Genomic DNA, 15897 nt, shown 5'->3' on the forward strand with positions numbered 1-15897 from the left:
GTGATCCATACCTGACGGCGGATGTCAGGTTTCCCGGGAAGGCTCCCTTTCGTACCGCTCGCACCGCCGAGAACGCGAACGAAAGGGAGCCTTCCTCATGGTCTCCGCAGGGGAATCCTCAAGGAAATCCGCAGGGGATTCCGCATCCGAAGAACCCTCAGAGCGCGGACCCGCCGCGCCCCCCACCTTCCAGACCGGTTTCCCGATCCGGCCCGGGCGGCTGGTGGAGGCCGCCACGCCCGAGGACGTACAGGAAGCCGTGGCGTACGCCGGAGTGCGCGGGCTCCGCGTCGCCGCGCACGCCTCCGGCCACGGCCTCCCCGGCCCCGTCGAGGGCGGGGTCCTCATCGCCACCCGCGCCCTGGACTCCGTCGCCGTCGACCCGGTCCGCCGCACCGCCCGGGTCGGCGCGGGCGCGAGCTGGGGGCGGGTGATCGAGGCGGCGGCCCCGCACGGGCTCGCCCCGCTCAACGGCTCATCGCCCTCCGTGGGCGCCGTCTCCTCCACGCTGGGCGGCGGGCTCGGCATCCTGGCCCGGGAGTTCGGGTACGCCGCCGACCAGGTGCGCTCGCTGGACGTGGTGACCGCCGACGGCATCGCGCGCCGGGTCACGCCGGAGCGCGAGCCGGAGCTCTTCTGGGGGCTGCGCGGCGGCGGGCACCGGCTGGGCCTGGTGACCGGGATGGAGATCGGGCTCGTGGCGGTGGAACGGCTCTACGGGGGCTCGATCGCCTTCGACGGGGACCGGGCGGCGGGCGAGGTGGTGCGCCGGTATCTGGAGTGGACCCGGACCGTGCCGGACGCCCTGACGTCCTCGCTGGCCGCGCTCACCTATCCGGATATGCCCCAGCTGCCCGAGGAGTTGCGCGGGCGGTACGTGATCTCCGTGCGGGTCGCCTTCACGGGGGACGCGGAGGAGGGCGCGCGACTGGTGGCCCCGCTGCGGGCGATCGGGGCGGGGGCGAAGGGCCCTGACGGCACGGTGGGCTCCCCCGCCCCCGAGGACTCCCCCGTCCTGGCGGATTCGCTGCGGGAGATGCCGTACGCCGAGAGCCACACCATCCACGGCGACCCGCCGTTCCCGCACGCGTACTACGGGGACAGTGCGGTGCTCGGCGCACCGGACGCGGAGCGGACCGTACAGGCGTTTGAACTGGCCGGGCCCCGGGCGGCGATGATGACCGTGGTGCAGCTCAACCACCTGGGCGGGGCGCTGGCCGTGGAGCAGGGTGCGCCGAACGCCGTGCCCTACCGCGACGCCCGGTTCCTGCTGCGGCTGCTGTCGCCGCTGGACGGTACGGACGTGGCCTCGGTGCGCGCGCTGTACGGGGAGGTGGGCCGGGTGCTCGGGCCGCTCGTCGTGGGGCGTTCGCTGAACTTCTCCTTCGGCGGCGGGGACCGTACCGCCGGTTTCCACGAGCCCGGAACGGCGAAGAGGCTCGCCGGTCTGGTCTCCCAGTACGATCCGGCGGGCCTCTTCGGTGGCCCGTACGGGGCCTGACTCCGCGACAGCGGGCTACAGCCGGCTCAGCCCCGGCGGCCGAGCAGCTTCCAGGAGGCGGGCAGCGCACCCATCGCCAGGGCCGCCTTCAGCGCGTCCCCGATCAGGAACGGGGTGAGTCCGGCGGCGACGGCCGCGCTCAGGGACATGCCGGTGGCGAGCGCCAGGTAGGGCACGCCGACCGCGTAGATGATCGCGGAGCCGATCACCATCGTGCCCGCCGTGCGCAGCACCGAGCGGTCGCCGCCTCGGCGGGCGAGGGCGCCGACCACGGTGGCGGCGAGCAGCATCCCGAGGATGTAGCCGAGGGACGGCATCGCGTAGCCCGATGTGCCCTCCGCGAACCACGGCATGCCCGCCATGCCGACGAGCGCGTACACCGCGAGGGAGAGGAAGCCCCGGCGTGCGCCGAGCGCGCTGCCGATGAGGAGCGCGGCGAAGGTCTGGCCGGTGACGGGGACCGGGGAGCCGGGGATCGGGACGGCGATCTGGGCCGCGATGCCGGTGAGGGCCGCGCCGCCCAGCACGAGGGCCGCGTCGACGGCGTAGCGGTGCCGGGCTGCGGGCAGCAGGTCGGCGAGGACCGCTCCGGAACGGACGGGGGCGGCAGCAGTGCTCATCGGGACTCCGCGGGTGAGGGCAGGTGGGGAGGGACGGTCCCGCCCGGCAGGTGGGGAGGGACAGCTCCCACCAGGCAGTTGGGGAGGGACTGCTGCCGACGTTAGCCCAGGGGGCGACGGCCGAACACCATCAGCCGCCCACAAAGCGGTGGTTGGCGGGTTGGTGGGGTTCGCACAAAGGCCGCCGCGCAATCGCCTTCCGGCGTGACGCTCGTCACGGAGGTGGGGCGGGGAGCGATCCGTTTTGCCGGGAGAGGCGCTGGGGCCCCAGACTGTAGGTTCCCCATAAATGATCCGAGAGTGACCCGCACCCCATGCACGAGGCTCCACCCCCCGCCGACTCCCCCGCGACCGCCGCTCCGCCGGAGTCTCCTGTTCCGTCCGGGTCCCGGGTTCCGTCCGACCCCCTGGTTCCGGCCGAGCCGCTCGCCCACGGCCTGAAGCAGCGGCATCTGACGATGCTCGGGCTCGGCGGGGTGATCGGGGCCGGGCTGTTCGTCGGGTCCGGGGCCGGGATCGCGGTGGCGGGGCCCGCCATCGTCGTCTCGTATCTGATCGCGGGCGCGCTCGCGATGCTGGTGATGCGGATGCTGGGCGAGATGTCCGCCGCGATGCCCGCCTCCGGTTCGTTCTCCGTGCACGCCGAGCGGGCGCTCGGGCGGTGGGCCGGGTTCAGCGTCGGCTGGCTGTACTGGTTCCTGCTGGTGGTGGTCCTCGCCGTGGAGGCGACGGCCGCCGCGCAGATCGCCCACGGCTGGGCGCCGGCCGTCGAACCGTGGGCGTGGGTGCTGCTGTTCATGGTCGTCTTCACCGCCGCCAACCTGACGGCGGTCAAGAACTTCGGCGAATTCGAGTTCTGGTTCGCCTCCTTGAAGGTCGGCGCGATCGTCGTCTTCCTGGGCCTCGGGCTGCTGGCCGCCCTCGGGTGGCTCCCGGACACCGACCCGGTCGGGATGACCAACCTGACCGGGCAGGGGGGCTTTCTGCCGAACGGCTGGGGCGGGGTCGTCTCGGGCGTGCTGACCGTGGTCTTCGCCTTCGGCGGCCTGGAGGTCGTCACCATCGCCGCCGCCGAGACGGACGACCCGGCCCGCGCGGTGGGGCGCGCGGTGCGCAGTGCGGTGGTGCGCATCCTCTTCTTCTACGTCGGCTCGATGCTGGTCATCGTGACCGTGCTGCCGTGGACCGCCCAGCAGGCCGGGCTGAGCCCGTATGTGAAGGTGCTGGACTCGATCGGGGTGCCGTCCGCCGGGCAGATCATGAACATCGTGGTGTTCGTGGCGCTGCTCTCGGCGCTCAACGCCAACCTGTACGGGTCGTCGCGGATGGTGTTCTCGCTGGCGGAGCGCGGGGAGGCGCCGCGCGGGCTGCTGAAGGTGTCCCGCAGGGCCGGGACGGAAGGCGGGGTGCCCCGGCGGGCGGTACTGGCTTCGGTGGCCTTCGGCTTCGTCTCCGTACTGCTCAACCTGCTCTGGCCGGACACCGTGTTCCTCTACATGCTCAACTCGGTCGGCGCGGTGCTCCTGTTCGTCTGGGCCCTGATCGCCGCCTCCCAACTGCGGCTGCGCGCCCGGCTGGAGCGGGAGGCCCCGGGGGCGCTCGCGCTGCGGATGTGGTGCTTCCCGTATCTGACCTGGCTGACGCTGGCCGGGCTGCTGGGGGTGTTGCTGCTGATGCTGACCGACGCCGACGCGCGCCCGCAGGTGCTGTGGTCGGCGGGGGCGACGGCGTCGGTGCTGCTGGTGGCGGTGGGGCGGCAGTGGCGGGAGCGTAGGGGTTCGGCCTCTACCGGCCGATAGGCGGAGGAGCGCGAGGGGTCGGCCTCTACCGGCCGGCAGGCGGAGGAGCGCGAGGGGTCGGCTCCTACCCGACCGATAGGCGGAGAAGCGCTAGAGGTCGGCTTTTATCGGCCGGTAGGCGCGTGTGCACCTTGTGTGAGCCTCGTGCCCGTATAGCGGACACCCGTTCCGTGTGAGCGGTGACCATGCTCAGACTGTGGGTTCGTCCCCTGTCTCAGCTACCGAACAGAGCTCGTCCATGCCTCGGACCTCCGCGTCTCCCCCCACCGCTGACTCCGCAGCCTCCGCCGGAGCCTCGACGGACTCCGCGCTCACCCACGGTCTCAAACAGCGGCACCTGTCGATGATCGCCCTCGGCGGGGTGATCGGCGCCGGGCTCTTCGTCGGCTCCGGGGCCGGGATCGCCGCCGCCGGGCCCTCGATCGTCGTCGCGTACGCGCTGTCCGGGCTGCTCGTCATGATGGTGATGCGCATGCTCGGCGAGATGTCGGCCGCCAACCCGGCCTCCGGCTCCTTCTCCGTGCACGCCGAACGGGCGATCGGCCCCTGGGCCGGCTTCACCGCCGGCTGGTCCTTCTGGTTCCTGCTGTGCGTCGCCGTGGGCCTGGAGGGCATCGGCGCGGCCCAGATCGTCAGCGGCTGGCTGCCGGGGACGCCGGAGTGGGCGTGGGTCGCCCTGTTCATGGTGGTTTTCCTGGGGACGAACCTGGCCGCCGTGAAGAACTTCGGCGAATTCGAGTTCTGGTTCGCCGCGCTGAAGGTCATCGCGATCACCCTGTTCCTGGTGCTCGGCCTGCTGGCGATCCTCGGCCTGCTCCCGGACGCGGACGCGCCCGGCCTGACCAACCTCACCGGAGACGGGGGCTTCCTGCCGAAGGGCATGGACGGCTTCATCATCGGGCTCCTCGCCTCCGTCTTCGCGTACGGCGGTCTGGAGACCGTCACCATCGCCGCCGCCGAGTCCGAGAACCCGGTGCAGGGCGTCGCGAAGGCGGTCCGTACGGCGATGTGGCGCATCGCGGTCTTCTACATCGGCTCGATGGCCGTCATCGTCACCCTGGTCCCCTGGGACAACCCGAAGGTCGCCGAGGTCGGCCCGTTCTACGCGATGCTCGACCACCTCGGCATCGGCGGGGCCGCGCAGATCATGAACGTGGTCATCCTCATCGCCCTGCTCTCCGCGATGAACGCCAACATCTACGGCGCTTCGCGCATGGCCCGCTCGCTCGTCGCCCGGGGCCAGGGTCCGGCCGTGCTCGGCCGGATCTCCTCCGGGGTGCCGCGCAACGCGGTGCTGTTCTCCTCGGTGTTCGGCTTCCTGTGCGTGCTGCTCAGCTACTGGCGGCCCGACGACGTCTTCCCCTGGCTGCTGAACATGATCGGCGCGGTGATCCTGGTGGTCTGGATCTTCATCGCCGTCTCCCAGCTGATCCTGCGCCGCCGCACCGAGCGCGAGACGCCGGAGAAGCTGGTCGTACGGATGTGGCTCTTCCCGGTCCTCACGATCGTCGCCCTGGTGGGCATGGCGGGCATCTTCCTGCTGATGCTGCGCCAGCCGGACACCCGCGACCAGCTGCTGGCCACGGGTGCGCTGACGGCGGTGCTGATCGGGATCGGGGTCGTACGTCAGCGGCGTCGGGGGGACGCGACCGACGCGGCGGAGATCCCCGCGCAGCGGAAGTAACCGGGCTCCTCCGGGATCGGGGGTCAGGGCCGGGGGGCCGGGGCGGCTGCCCCGGCCCCCGGCCCCTGATTCCTGGTCCCCGGCCCCCGGTCACAGCAGGAGCAGCACCGCAGCGCCCCACAGTGCCGACACGGCGACCAGCGGCGGACCGATCGGCGTGCCCTGACGTGCCGTCGACGCCTCCTCGGCGGGCCGCAGCTCCGGGCTCTGGTGCAGCGCCCGCAGTTCGTCGGCGGTGCGCACCGCGTACGGCTCGCGGCCCATGCGGCGTTCCAGCCACGGCCAGCCGGTGGGTGACAGCTCGACGGAGGAGTCCTTGCCCATGCGGACGCGGATGCCGTCGTCGGCGTGGCGCACGGAGGTGATCGCGTCCCACGGGACCCGGCGCACCCGCCATGCCCCGGTCACCCACAGCCCGTCGCGGTCGGCGGTGATCCGCCAGGTGAGCGCGGTCGCCACGGCCGACACCAGCCACGGCAGCCCCACGACCAGCCACAGCCAGGTCCACGACGGCCCGTCGTCGAGCATGGCCCACATGCCGCCGCCCTGCACCAGCAGCAGGCCGAGACCCACGGCACGCGAGAAGCCGTGCGCCTTCCACACCCGCGGGCCCGCCGCAGGCGTCATGGCGGCGGCGATCTCCTCGACGGGGCGCTGCGGGTTCCTCTGCTCGCGGGTCTGCGACCGGCGCTTGGCTCCGCGCTCCAGCAGCCCCGGGACGGCCGGCTTCACGGCGGTGACGCTGCACTCCACCGCCACCTCGGTGTCCTCGTGCTCGTCGCCGGCGACGAAGGCGACTTCGGCACCGGTGTAGGGGACGCCGTACAGGACGGCCTCACGCAGCGGCGGGGGCGGTTCCTCGCCCTGGAGGATCTCCCTGACCTTGGTGAGGTCGACGACGCTCGCCTCGTCGAGGTCGCTCTCGTCGACTTCCCGCTCCTCCTCTTCGTCCTCCTCGATGGCCAACAGCGAGTGGAAGTGCAGGATCGGCCGGCGGGCCTCCGGGTCGTCGGCCGCGAACACCCAGGTGCTGCCGTCCTCGTGACCCTCGCGGACCAGCACGCGCAGCACCGGCAGGGACCCGCGCCGCAGCCGTAGCGCACGCGTCCGTCCGTCCACGCCGTTCGCGAAGAACGCCAGCGCCGTCGCGGAACCGGCCATCGCCAGGAGTTCCCAGCCGAAGGCGTCGTACGGCTCCGCGACCAGCGCGGCCCAGTCGCCGTCCACCACGATGTCGACGCGGCTGTCCACGGGGAAGTCCTCGGGGAAGGCGGTCTCGAAGCGGTGGACGCGTTCGTCGGCCTCCACCTTCAGGACGTCCATGTCGTCGTCCTGCTCGTGGGCCGCGACCCGTCCGGACAGGTGCGTGGCGTTCGCGGCCCGCTCCTCGTAGGCGTCGGCGACCTGCTGGGCCTGCCAGTAGCCGAACCCGGCGACGGCCAGCATCAGTGCGGCCAGGGCGAAGGAGAACCGGCCCCTGCGGAACGTCCGCGCGGCGGCGGGCAGCGGCTGCGCGGCCGGTCCTGCCGCCTCCAGGGCCAGCTCCCGCTGCCGGCCGGCGAGGGCCAGCCGGTGGACGATCCCGGCGGCGGTGAACGCGGCGGCCGCGGGGTAGGCCAGCGCGTACGGTTCGCCGAACGACTGTGTGAAGCCGCCGTCGGCGGCGAACCCGACCAGCCCGGCCGCCAGCCCCACGAGCGCGAGCCGCGGCTGCCGCCACACCCAGTACGGGGTCAGCACCAGCAGGGCGGCCGTCCCGACGCCCGACCAGTCGGTGCCGCACGGCGCGGCGGTCGTACAGGGGGCGAGGGGAGACGCCACCATGTACCAGCCCATCGAGACGACCAGCGCCAGCACCGCCCACAGCGGGTGGGCCCACTGGGGAGGCACGGCGGCGAGCCAGCGCCCGGCGTCGGGGGTGCGCCAGTCGAGGGTGCCGGGGGGTATGTGTTCGGCGGGCAGCGGGACGGGAGGTCTGTTCACTCGCGCATTATGACCAGGCACGATGTCCGGGCCCGCCCCCGGGTCCCGGGCATTGGCGGTTCCGTTGCGTGACGGCGGCGCGGCGGGGAAACACGTGGACTGCCGGACACGACAGGGTCGACCGCCGTACCCCGGGACGTCATCCGCCCTCGCTTCCGTGGTGGCTCCGCCACCCGAGGAGCTGTCATGTCCCCTGCGCCAAGGCGTCGTTCGGTTCTCCTGGCCACCGCGGCCGCCGCGGCCACCACGGCCGTCCCGGCCGCCGCCACCGCCCCGGCCGTCGCGTCCACCCCCGCGTCGGCCCCGGAAGGCCGCCGGCCTTCCGGCCCCCTCGTCATCGGCCACCGAGGGGCGGCGGGCTGGCGGCCCGAGCACACCGCCGACGCGTACGCCTACGCGGTCCGGGCCGGGGCCGACTGGATCGAGCCGGACCTCGTACCGACGAAGGACCACGTCCTGGTCGTGCGGCACGAGAACGAGATCGGCGGGACCACGGATGTCGCGGGCCGCCCGGAGTTCGCGGCCCGCCGCACCACGAAGACGGTGGACGGGAAGGCGGTGACCGGCTGGTTCACCGAGGACTTCACGCTGCGCGAGCTGCGGACGCTGCGCACGGTGGAGCGGCTGCCGCTGGTCCGCGACCGGAACACGGTCTTCGACGGGCGGGGGCGGGTGATGACCTTCCAGGAGGTGATCGACCTGGCCCGGCGGCTGTCGCGGGAGTCGGGCCGGCGGATCGCGGTCTTCCCGGAGACCAAGCACCCGACCTACTTCCGCTCGATCGGGCTGCCGCTGGAGGAGGAGCTGATCCGGGTGATCCGCCGCAACCGGCTGACGGCCGGGGAGTGCGTCGTCCAGTCCTTCGAGCCGTCGAGCCTGCACCGGGTGGCCGCCGCCCGCCTCGGCCTCCCCCTCTGGCAGGCGCTGGGCACGAGCGGCGGCCCGTACGGCCACGCGGTTGCCTACAAGGACATGATGAGCCCGGCCGGGCTGCGCGAGATCGCCTCGTACGCGCGGTGGATCGGCCCGGACAAGTCGTCGCTGGTCCCGCCGGGCACCCTCCTCCGGGACGCGCACGCGGCGGGCCTGAAGGTGGGCGCGTACACCTTCCGCGCGGAGAACCAGTACCTGCCGGCCGCCCACCGCCGGGGTACCGGGCCGAACGACTTCGGGGACGCGTTCGCCGAGTACGCCGTCCACTACGGGCAGGGCGTGGACGCGGTGGTGACGGACTTCCCGGACATCGCGGTGCAGGCGCGGGAGGGGCTGCGGCGGTAGGGCGTAGGCCCTGGCGTGTGAGCCGTCGGCCGTGGCCCCTCCCGGCTTCGGGGCTCAGCGCGTGGTGCGCTTGCTCGCCGTCGTCTTCTTGGTCGCCCGCTTGGCGGTCTTCTTGGCGGGGGCGGGCAGCGCCGTCTTCTTCGCCGGGGTGCGCTTGGCGGCGGCACGCTTCGGGGACGCGGCCTCGGCCGCCGCCTCCTCGGTGTCGGCGCCGGCGTTCACGAGCGCGCCGGAGCTGCTCTCCAGGTGCGCGCGGACGAACCACTGGAACTGCTCCAGGCCGCGCAGGTGCTCGATGAGCAGGTCCTCGGTGACGGGGTCGATCTCGCCGACCTTCTCCACCGCCTCGCGGTGGTCCTCGATGATCCCGGTGTAGACGAGGTCCAGGGCCCCGAGGTGGGCGATGGCGTCGGCGCGGCCGACGCTGTAGTCGTCCCAGGTGCGCTCCTTGACCAGCGCGCCCGGCGTGCCCTGGGGCTCGCCGCCGAGGGCGGAGATGCGCTCGGCGGCCGCGTCGGCCATGTCCCGTACGGCGGCGGTCTGCGGGTCGAGCATCTCGTGGACGGCGATGAAGTGCGGGCCGACGACGTTCCAGTGGATGTGCTTGAGGGTGAGCGCGAGGTCGTTGAGCGCGTGCAGCCGCAGTGTCAGCAGGTCGATGATCTTCCGGCCCTCGTCGACGCCGAGGCCGGGGACGGTGTAGCGGGGGGTGCGTGCGGGGGACATGGGGCTCCTTGGCCTAGTGGGGGTGGATGTCAGTGGTGGTCGTGTGCGGCGGGCTCAGCCCGCGTCGCCGGTGCCGCCCTCGGTCGGGGTCGCGCCGGGGCGCTCCCCGCCGGGCCGGACCGGGCCGGCGGCCGCCCGGATGCTGGCCAGGGCGGCGTCGGCCACGGCGCGGGGGGTGATGCCGAACTCCTCGTACAGCCGCTCGTAGTCGGCCGAAGCGCCGAAGTGCTCCAGGCTGACCATGCGGCCCGCGTCGCCCACGACGTCCCGCCAGCCCTGGGCGACGGCCGCCTCGACGCTGACCCTGGCCCGCACCTCGGGCGGCAGGACCTCGTCCTGGTACGCGTGCGGCTGGTCGGCGAACCACTCGCGGCAGGGCATGGAGACCACCCGCGCGTCGTGGCCCTCGGCGGCGAGGAGCTCGCGCGCCGCCAGGGCGATGTGGACCTCGGACCCGGTGCCGACGAGGATGACGTCCGGGGTTCCGTCACGGCTGTCGGCGAGTACGTATCCGCCTTGGGCGGCCCGCTCGGCGGGGGCGTACCCGCCCTCCCCGCGCTCCAGGACCGGCAGCGGCTGCCGGGTCAGGGCGAGGCCGGCGGGCCGGTCGTGGTGCTCCAGGACCGTGCGCCAGCAGACGGACGTCTCGTTGGCGTCGGCGGGCCGTACGACGTCGAGGCCGGGGATCGCGCGGAGTGCGGCCAGTTGCTCGACCGGCTGGTGGGTGGGGCCGTCCTCGCCGAGGCCGATGGAGTCGTGGGTCCAGACGTAGGTGACCGGGAGCTTCATCAGGGCGGCGAGGCGGACGGCCGGGCGCATGTAGTCGCTGAAGATCAGGAACGTACCGCCGTAGGGGCGGGTGAGGCTCTGGAGCGCGATGCCGTTGAGGACCGCCCCCATGGCGTGTTCGCGGATGCCGAAGTGGAGCGTACGGCCGTACGGGTTGCCCGGGAACTCGCCGGTCTGCTTGGACTCCGGCACGAAGGACGGCTCGCCCTCCATGGTCGTGTTGTTGCTGCCCGCGAGGTCGGCCGAGCCGCCCCACAGCTCGGGCAGCACCGGAGCCAGCGCGGTCAGCACCTCGCCGGACGCCTTGCGGGTGGCGATGCCCTTGGGGTCGGCGTCGAAGACCGGCAGGCGCTCCGTCCAGCCCGCCGGGAACCTCTGCTCCAGCAGCCGGTCCAGCAGCTCGGCGCGCTCGGGGTGGGCGGAGCGCCACTCCTGGTAGCGCGGCTCCCAGGCGCGGTGGGCCTCGGCCCCCCGGTTGCGGACCGCGCGGGCGTGCTTCAGTACGTCGTCCTCGACGGTGAAGTCGGCGTCCGGGTCGAAGCCGAGCAGCTTCTTGGTGGCGGCGACCTCGTCGTCGCCGAGGGCGGAGCCGTGGGCCTTGCCGGTGTTCTGCTTGGTCGGCGCGGGCCAGCCGATGATCGTACGGAGGAGGATCAGGGAGGGCCGGTCGCTCGCGCTCTTCGCCGCTTCGACGGCGGCGAGCAGGGCGTCGACGTCCTCCACGTAGTCGCCGGTGCGGGTGAAGTCGACCGTCTGGACGTGCCAGCCGTACGAGGAGTAGCGGGCGGTCACGTCCTCGCTGAAGGCGATGTCGGTGTCGTCCTCGATGGAGATGTGGTTGGAGTCGTAGAAGACGACGAGGTTCCCGAGCTCCTGGTGTCCGGCCAGGGAACTGGCCTCGCTCGTCACGCCCTCCATCAGGTCGCCGTCCGAGGCGACGACGTACACGTGGTGGTCGAAGGGGCTGGTCCCGGCGGGCGCGTCGGGGTCGAGGAGGCCGCGCTCGCGCCGGGCCGCCATGGCCATGCCGACGGCGGAGGCGAGCCCCTGGCCCAGCGGCCCGGTGGTGATCTCGACGCCCCGGGTGTGGCGGTACTCCGGGTGGCCGGGGGTGCTGGACCCCCAGGTGCGCAGCGCCTCCAGGTCCGCCAGCTCCATGCCGTAACCGCTCAGGTACAGCTGGATGTAGAGGGTGAGGCTGGAGTGCCCGCAGGAGAGCACGAAGCGGTCGCGGCCGAGCCACTGGTCGTCGGCCGGGTCGTGGCGCATGACCTGCTGGAAGAGCAGGTACGCCAACGGGGCCAGGCTCATCGCGGTGCCCGGGTGACCGTGGCCCGCCTTCTGCACGGCGTCGGCGGCCAGCAGCCGGACGGTGTCGACGGCGCGGACGTCGAGCGGGCCCCAGCCCGCCGCGTCCGCGACCGGCGGGGCCAGCTTCGGGTCGCGGGAGCGGGCGGCGGCTGCCCCGGAGCCCCGGGAGGCACCGCCCTGGGAGGCGTTGCTCTGCGAGGCGTTGCCCTGGGAGGCGTTGCCCTGGGAGGCGTTCGAGCCGGTCGGGGCGTCGGGGGCGTTCGGGGATGGCATCAAGTCCTCCTGGTCGGTGCGGCGGGGTTGACTGCGCGCGGCGCACTCGCGCCCGGCGCGGAAGCAGGCTCGGCGGGCCCGGGCGGCCCGGCCGCCACTGCGCGGACCGCTCGGCCGTATCGCGGGTCCCCCGGGAAGAGGCGTCCAAACATGGGCGCTCAAGACATGGGGCTCATCTGGAGAGAAGTCGGCGGGAAAACAGAACGCCTTTATAACAAGAAAAGGGAGGATAATAGGACACCCGACGAGAACGAGAGGCCCACCATGTCGAAGAAACCGCCCCGGCACGGCGAGGGGCCGAGCAGGTTCGGCGGCGAGGGGCAGCACGGCTGGTCCCCCGACGTGGACGAGACGTCCCAGCAGCCCAATCCGAGCGCGCACCGCTCCTTCGACCCGGACACATACGCCCCGGAGTCGGACGGGCCCCGCAAGAAGCCGACCGAGGAGGAGAAGCGCGCCTCGCTGGAAGGCACCACCACGAAGAGCGGGACCAGCCGTGGGGAGAACCGCGGCGGGGACTCCGACCAGCACGGGACGGGCCGGCGCGGCAGGTCCGGCCGCCCGAGCGGCGAGAAGGACGCGTCCGCCCACACAGGTATCGACCCGCAGGAGAGGAAGGGCGGCGACCCGACGCACTGACCCCCTGACTTCGGGGCCGCTCGCCGGGGGGCCACTTCGTGGGGCCGCTCGCCGCGGGGTTTCTGCGCGGGGCCGCTCGCCGGGGGGCCTCTCACCGTGGGACCTCTTCACGGGGCCCGCTCGCCGCAGGGCCCTCTCCATGGGGCCGGTGGCGGCGACCGGGCCACGGAACCTCGCGGCGGCTAGCGCCGAGCTAGGGCCAGCACGCTCAGGCCGAACATCAGGACCCCCAGGGGCATATGGACCGACGATATGTGCGCGATGCCGACCGCGACCTGGACCGAGGCGAGGACGAGGAAGCCGGAGGCGTACCAGATGGGCCGGGGTGAACCGCCGCCCGGCTTCCAGGCCAGCACCGCCGCGAGCACGTACAGCATCGACGCCCCGTACATCACGCGGGCTCCGACGCTGTGCAGCATCTCCCCGTAGGACGTGGTGAACAGCAGTCCCGAGGAGACCGCTTGAAGGAAGATGGTCAGGGTCTGTAGCGCGATCGCGATCTGGAGGAGCGAGAAGCGGCGCCGGGCCCGCGTCCGCGCCGGTGCGGTCGTCTGCGCCTGTGCCGTCGCCTGGGTCGTCATGTTCACGGTCCCCATTTCCGCCCCCCGGGGGCAGTAGATCGATAAGGTCTCATCAGCCCGACGACGCGGGCCGGTGAAAGGTAAGGCGGGGCGGGGGGACGGTCGGGGCATGGGGGCGGCTGGGGCGGGCATTGACGGGATAGCGAGCGAGCGACGCCAACTGATCAACGTGGCCTACCGGTTGCTCGGATCGCTGGCCGAGGCCGAGGACGCGGTGCAGGAGGCGTACGCACGCTGGTACGCGCTGCCGCGCACCCGGCAGGACGACATCGCGTCCCCCGGCGCCTGGCTGACGACGGTGACCGGCCGCATCTGCCTGGACGTGCTCGGTTCGGCGCGGGCCCGGCGTGAACGGTATGTCGGCGCGTGGCTGCCCGACCCGCTGCCCGACCGCGCCGAGGGCCACTTCCGCAGCACCGACCCCCATGACTCCGACCCCGCCGACCAGGTGGTCCTGGACGAGTCGGTGACCATGGCCTTCCTGGTCGTACTGGAGTCGATGACGCCCGCCGAGCGGGTGGCGTTCGTCCTGCACGACGTCTTCCGGTACCCCTTCGCCGAGATCGCCGGAGTCCTCGACCGGACCCCCGCGGCCTGCAAGCAGCTCGCGGCCTCCGCCCGGCGGCGAGTGCGGACGGACCGGGCTCCGGCGACGACGGCGACCGGGCAGGCCGACGCGGTGCGGCAGGTCAAGGAAGCGTGGGAGACCAAGGACATCGCGGCCCTCGTCGACCTCCTCGACCCGGCCGCCGTGATGACCGCGGACGGCGGCGGCCTGGTCGGCGCCGCCCTGCGCCCCGTCGAAGGGGGCGCGCACATCGCCCAGTACATGGTCGCGATCGCGGACAAGGCCCCGGGCCTCGAACTGCTGGAGCGGTCGGTCAACGGGGTGCCGGGGCTGGTGGCCCTGCGCGCCGGCACCGTCATGACCGTGGCCGCGTTCGATGTCGTCGACGGCCGCGTCGCCCGGATCTGGGCGGTCCGCAATCCGGAGAAGCTGCGGCCGTGGATACGGGACGCCCTGTAGACCCGTAGGCCCTCCGGACCCTGTGCGGCTGTGAGCGCGGGAGTGCCGACACCGTGTCGATTCCTACGACTCGGCGGCCTGGACCTAGGCCGAAGGGCTGATCACTTTCAAACCCTCCTGCTGTTAGCCTGCTCTTGCATATAGGTTGCAATAACAACTGGACGGCATTCCCAGCAGTCGGAGGGCTCGCATCATGGCCACGTACACGCTCCCGGAACTCCCGTACGACTACGCGGCGCTCGAACCGGTCATCAACCCGCAGATCATCGAGCTCCACCACGACAAGCACCACGCCGCGTACGTGAAGGGTGCGAACGACACCCTGGAGCAGCTGGAAGAAGCCCGCGACAAGGAAGCCTGGGGAGCCATCAACGGCCTTCAGAAGAACCTTGCGTTTCATCTCTCCGGCCACATCCTGCACTCGATCTACTGGCACAACATGACCGGCGACGGCGGCGGCGAGCCCCTCGCGGCGGACGGCGTGGGCGACCTCGCCGACGCGATCACCGAGTCCTTCGGCTCCTACGCGGGCTTCAAGTCCCAGCTGACGAAGGCCGCGGCCACCACGCAGGGCTCCGGCTGGGGCGTGCTCGCGTACGAGCCCCTCAGCGGCAAGCTCATCGTCGAGCAGGTCTACGACCACCAGGGCAACGTGGGCCAGGGCTCGGTCCCGGTCCTGGTCTTCGACGCCTGGGAGCACGCCTTCTACCTTCAGTACAAGAACCAGAAGGTGGACTTCATCGAGGCGATGTGGCAGGTCGTCAACTGGCAGGACGTGGCGAAGCGTTACGCCGCCGCCAAGGAGCGCGCGGACGTTCTGCTGCTCGCCCCCTGATTCCGCTCCGGCGGACAGCACGTCCTGCCTCGTGATCGTCTTCTCAACCTTCACTTCGGCAGGCGGATGAACGGAAAGCCCTCGCGAGGACGTGACTCGCGGGGGCTTTCCCATGCCCTCCCCCGCCCCAACTGGTGCGCGGCCAGGCGGTGGCGGGGATCTGCCTGCTGCGGATCGGCGGGGTCCGCCCCGGCTGGGCCCCGGCCGCGACCGGGCTGACCAGCGAGAACGCGGCACACCGGATCTCCGTCGAGTAGGACGGCCTGGACGGCGTCGAGCGGGGCGTCTACATCCCGCGCCGCGACACCGCCTCCCGCCTCAACGCCTTCGCGGGCGGCCGGATCTACCCGGGCGAGCACGGCCGCGCGGATTTCACGGTGCGGGAGGAGGCCGACGCGGTACGGGTGGCCTTCGCGACCCGGGACGGCGCGGTGGAGGTCGACGCGACGGTGGAGCCGGCCGGGGAACTGCACGGGAGCGGGCTGTTCGCGGACCTGGCGGAGGCGTCGGAGTTCTTCCGCCTCGGCCACCGGGGCCTCTCCCCCAACGCCGGGGGCGACCACCTGGACGTCCTGGAGCTGTCCACGGACGCCTGGAAGGTGACGGCGGGCCGACCCCGTACCGTACGCTCCACGTTCTTCGAGGACCTGGACCGCTTCCCGCCGGGCAGCGCGGTGCTGGACAGCGCGCTGGTGATGCGGGGCGTGCCTGCCGACCGGTCGCAGGGGGAGCCGTTGCGGCTGGGGGGCGGGGCGGGGGCTTAGGGGGCCTCGGGACTGCTCGGCCGCGAGGTCGGGGGCGCACCGGCCGGGGAACAGTACGGCGGGCGGGGCGAGTTGACTCGTGCGCAC

At 72.7% G+C, this 15897-nt stretch carries 12 protein-coding genes and 1 pseudogene; 8 read left to right on the forward strand and 5 right to left on the reverse strand.

Annotated features, from left to right (window positions below; genetic code table 11):
• Window positions 1-97 precede the first annotated feature (97 nt).
• The gene (locus tag ACLJPL_RS02970) at window positions 98-1501 is read left to right on the forward strand and encodes an FAD-binding oxidoreductase (protein WP_411079049.1); all 1404 of its coding nucleotides are present in this window, start codon (window positions 98-100) and stop codon (window positions 1499-1501) included.
• A 26-nt stretch (window positions 1502-1527) separates the two neighbouring features.
• Here ACLJPL_RS02970 and ACLJPL_RS02975 read toward each other — a convergent pair whose 3' ends face one another.
• A complete protein-coding gene (locus tag ACLJPL_RS02975; RefSeq protein ID WP_411079050.1) occupies window positions 1528-2121 on the reverse strand; it encodes a biotin transporter BioY in 594 nt (197 codons plus the stop codon).
• Between the two features lie 314 nt (window positions 2122-2435).
• Here ACLJPL_RS02975 and ACLJPL_RS02980 point away from each other — a divergent pair, with 314 nt between their 5' ends.
• Window positions 2436-3920 (forward strand): amino acid permease, encoded by a 1485-nt coding sequence (locus ACLJPL_RS02980; RefSeq protein WP_411079051.1) that lies wholly within the window; start codon window positions 2436-2438, stop codon window positions 3918-3920.
• A gap of 238 nt (window positions 3921-4158) precedes the next feature.
• On the forward strand, window positions 4159-5604 hold the full coding sequence (locus ACLJPL_RS02985; protein ID WP_411079052.1) for an amino acid permease: 1446 nt from the start codon (window positions 4159-4161) through the stop codon (window positions 5602-5604).
• 90 nt (window positions 5605-5694) lie between these two features.
• Here the strand turns inward: ACLJPL_RS02985 and ACLJPL_RS02990 are convergent, their stop codons facing one another.
• Window positions 5695-7587 carry a hypothetical protein gene (locus ACLJPL_RS02990; protein ID WP_411079053.1) on the reverse strand — a complete coding sequence of 631 codons (1893 nt, stop codon included), beginning with the start codon at window positions 7585-7587 and terminating at the stop codon, window positions 5695-5697.
• Between the two features lie 186 nt (window positions 7588-7773).
• Between ACLJPL_RS02990 and ACLJPL_RS02995 the strand changes: the two genes are divergently transcribed.
• A complete protein-coding gene (locus ACLJPL_RS02995) occupies window positions 7774-8865 on the forward strand; it encodes a glycerophosphodiester phosphodiesterase family protein (RefSeq protein ID WP_411079054.1) in 1092 nt (363 codons plus the stop codon).
• Window positions 8866-8919: 54 nt separating this feature from the next.
• Here ACLJPL_RS02995 and ACLJPL_RS03000 read toward each other — a convergent pair whose 3' ends face one another.
• Window positions 8920-9591: a Dps family protein gene (locus ACLJPL_RS03000; RefSeq protein ID WP_411079055.1), complete on the reverse strand. Its 672-nt coding sequence runs from the start codon at window positions 9589-9591 to the stop codon at window positions 8920-8922.
• 54 nt (window positions 9592-9645) lie between these two features.
• Window positions 9646-11964 (reverse strand): transketolase, encoded by a 2319-nt coding sequence (gene tkt, locus ACLJPL_RS03005; protein ID WP_411079056.1) that lies wholly within the window; start codon window positions 11962-11964, stop codon window positions 9646-9648.
• Window positions 11965-12228: 264 nt separating this feature from the next.
• Here tkt and ACLJPL_RS03010 point away from each other — a divergent pair, with 264 nt between their 5' ends.
• Complete coding sequence (locus ACLJPL_RS03010) at window positions 12229-12603, forward strand: hypothetical protein (RefSeq protein WP_411079057.1); 375 nt, start codon at window positions 12229-12231, stop codon at window positions 12601-12603.
• A gap of 182 nt (window positions 12604-12785) precedes the next feature.
• Here ACLJPL_RS03010 and ACLJPL_RS03015 read toward each other — a convergent pair whose 3' ends face one another.
• On the reverse strand, window positions 12786-13184 hold the full coding sequence (locus ACLJPL_RS03015; RefSeq protein WP_411079058.1) for a hypothetical protein: 399 nt from the start codon (window positions 13182-13184) through the stop codon (window positions 12786-12788).
• A 109-nt stretch (window positions 13185-13293) separates the two neighbouring features.
• Between ACLJPL_RS03015 and sigJ the strand changes: the two genes are divergently transcribed.
• The 3 genes and pseudogenes from sigJ to ACLJPL_RS03030 all read left to right on the forward strand — a co-directional run bounded on the left by sigJ (window position 13294) and on the right by ACLJPL_RS03030 (window position 15810).
• Window positions 13294-14211 carry an RNA polymerase sigma factor SigJ gene (gene sigJ, locus ACLJPL_RS03020; protein ID WP_411079059.1) on the forward strand — a complete coding sequence of 306 codons (918 nt, stop codon included), beginning with the start codon at window positions 13294-13296 and terminating at the stop codon, window positions 14209-14211.
• Between the two features lie 193 nt (window positions 14212-14404).
• Window positions 14405-15046, forward strand: coding sequence for a superoxide dismutase (locus tag ACLJPL_RS03025; RefSeq protein ID WP_411079060.1), 642 nt, complete (start codon window positions 14405-14407; stop codon window positions 15044-15046).
• Between the two features lie 131 nt (window positions 15047-15177).
• A pseudogene (locus ACLJPL_RS03030) lies at window positions 15178-15810 on the forward strand (hypothetical protein).
• Window positions 15811-15897 lie beyond the last annotated feature (87 nt).

The sequence above is a fragment of the Streptomyces sp. cmx-18-6 genome (genome assembly GCF_046548915.1).
Taxonomy (GTDB): domain Bacteria; phylum Actinomycetota; class Actinomycetes; order Streptomycetales; family Streptomycetaceae; genus Streptomyces.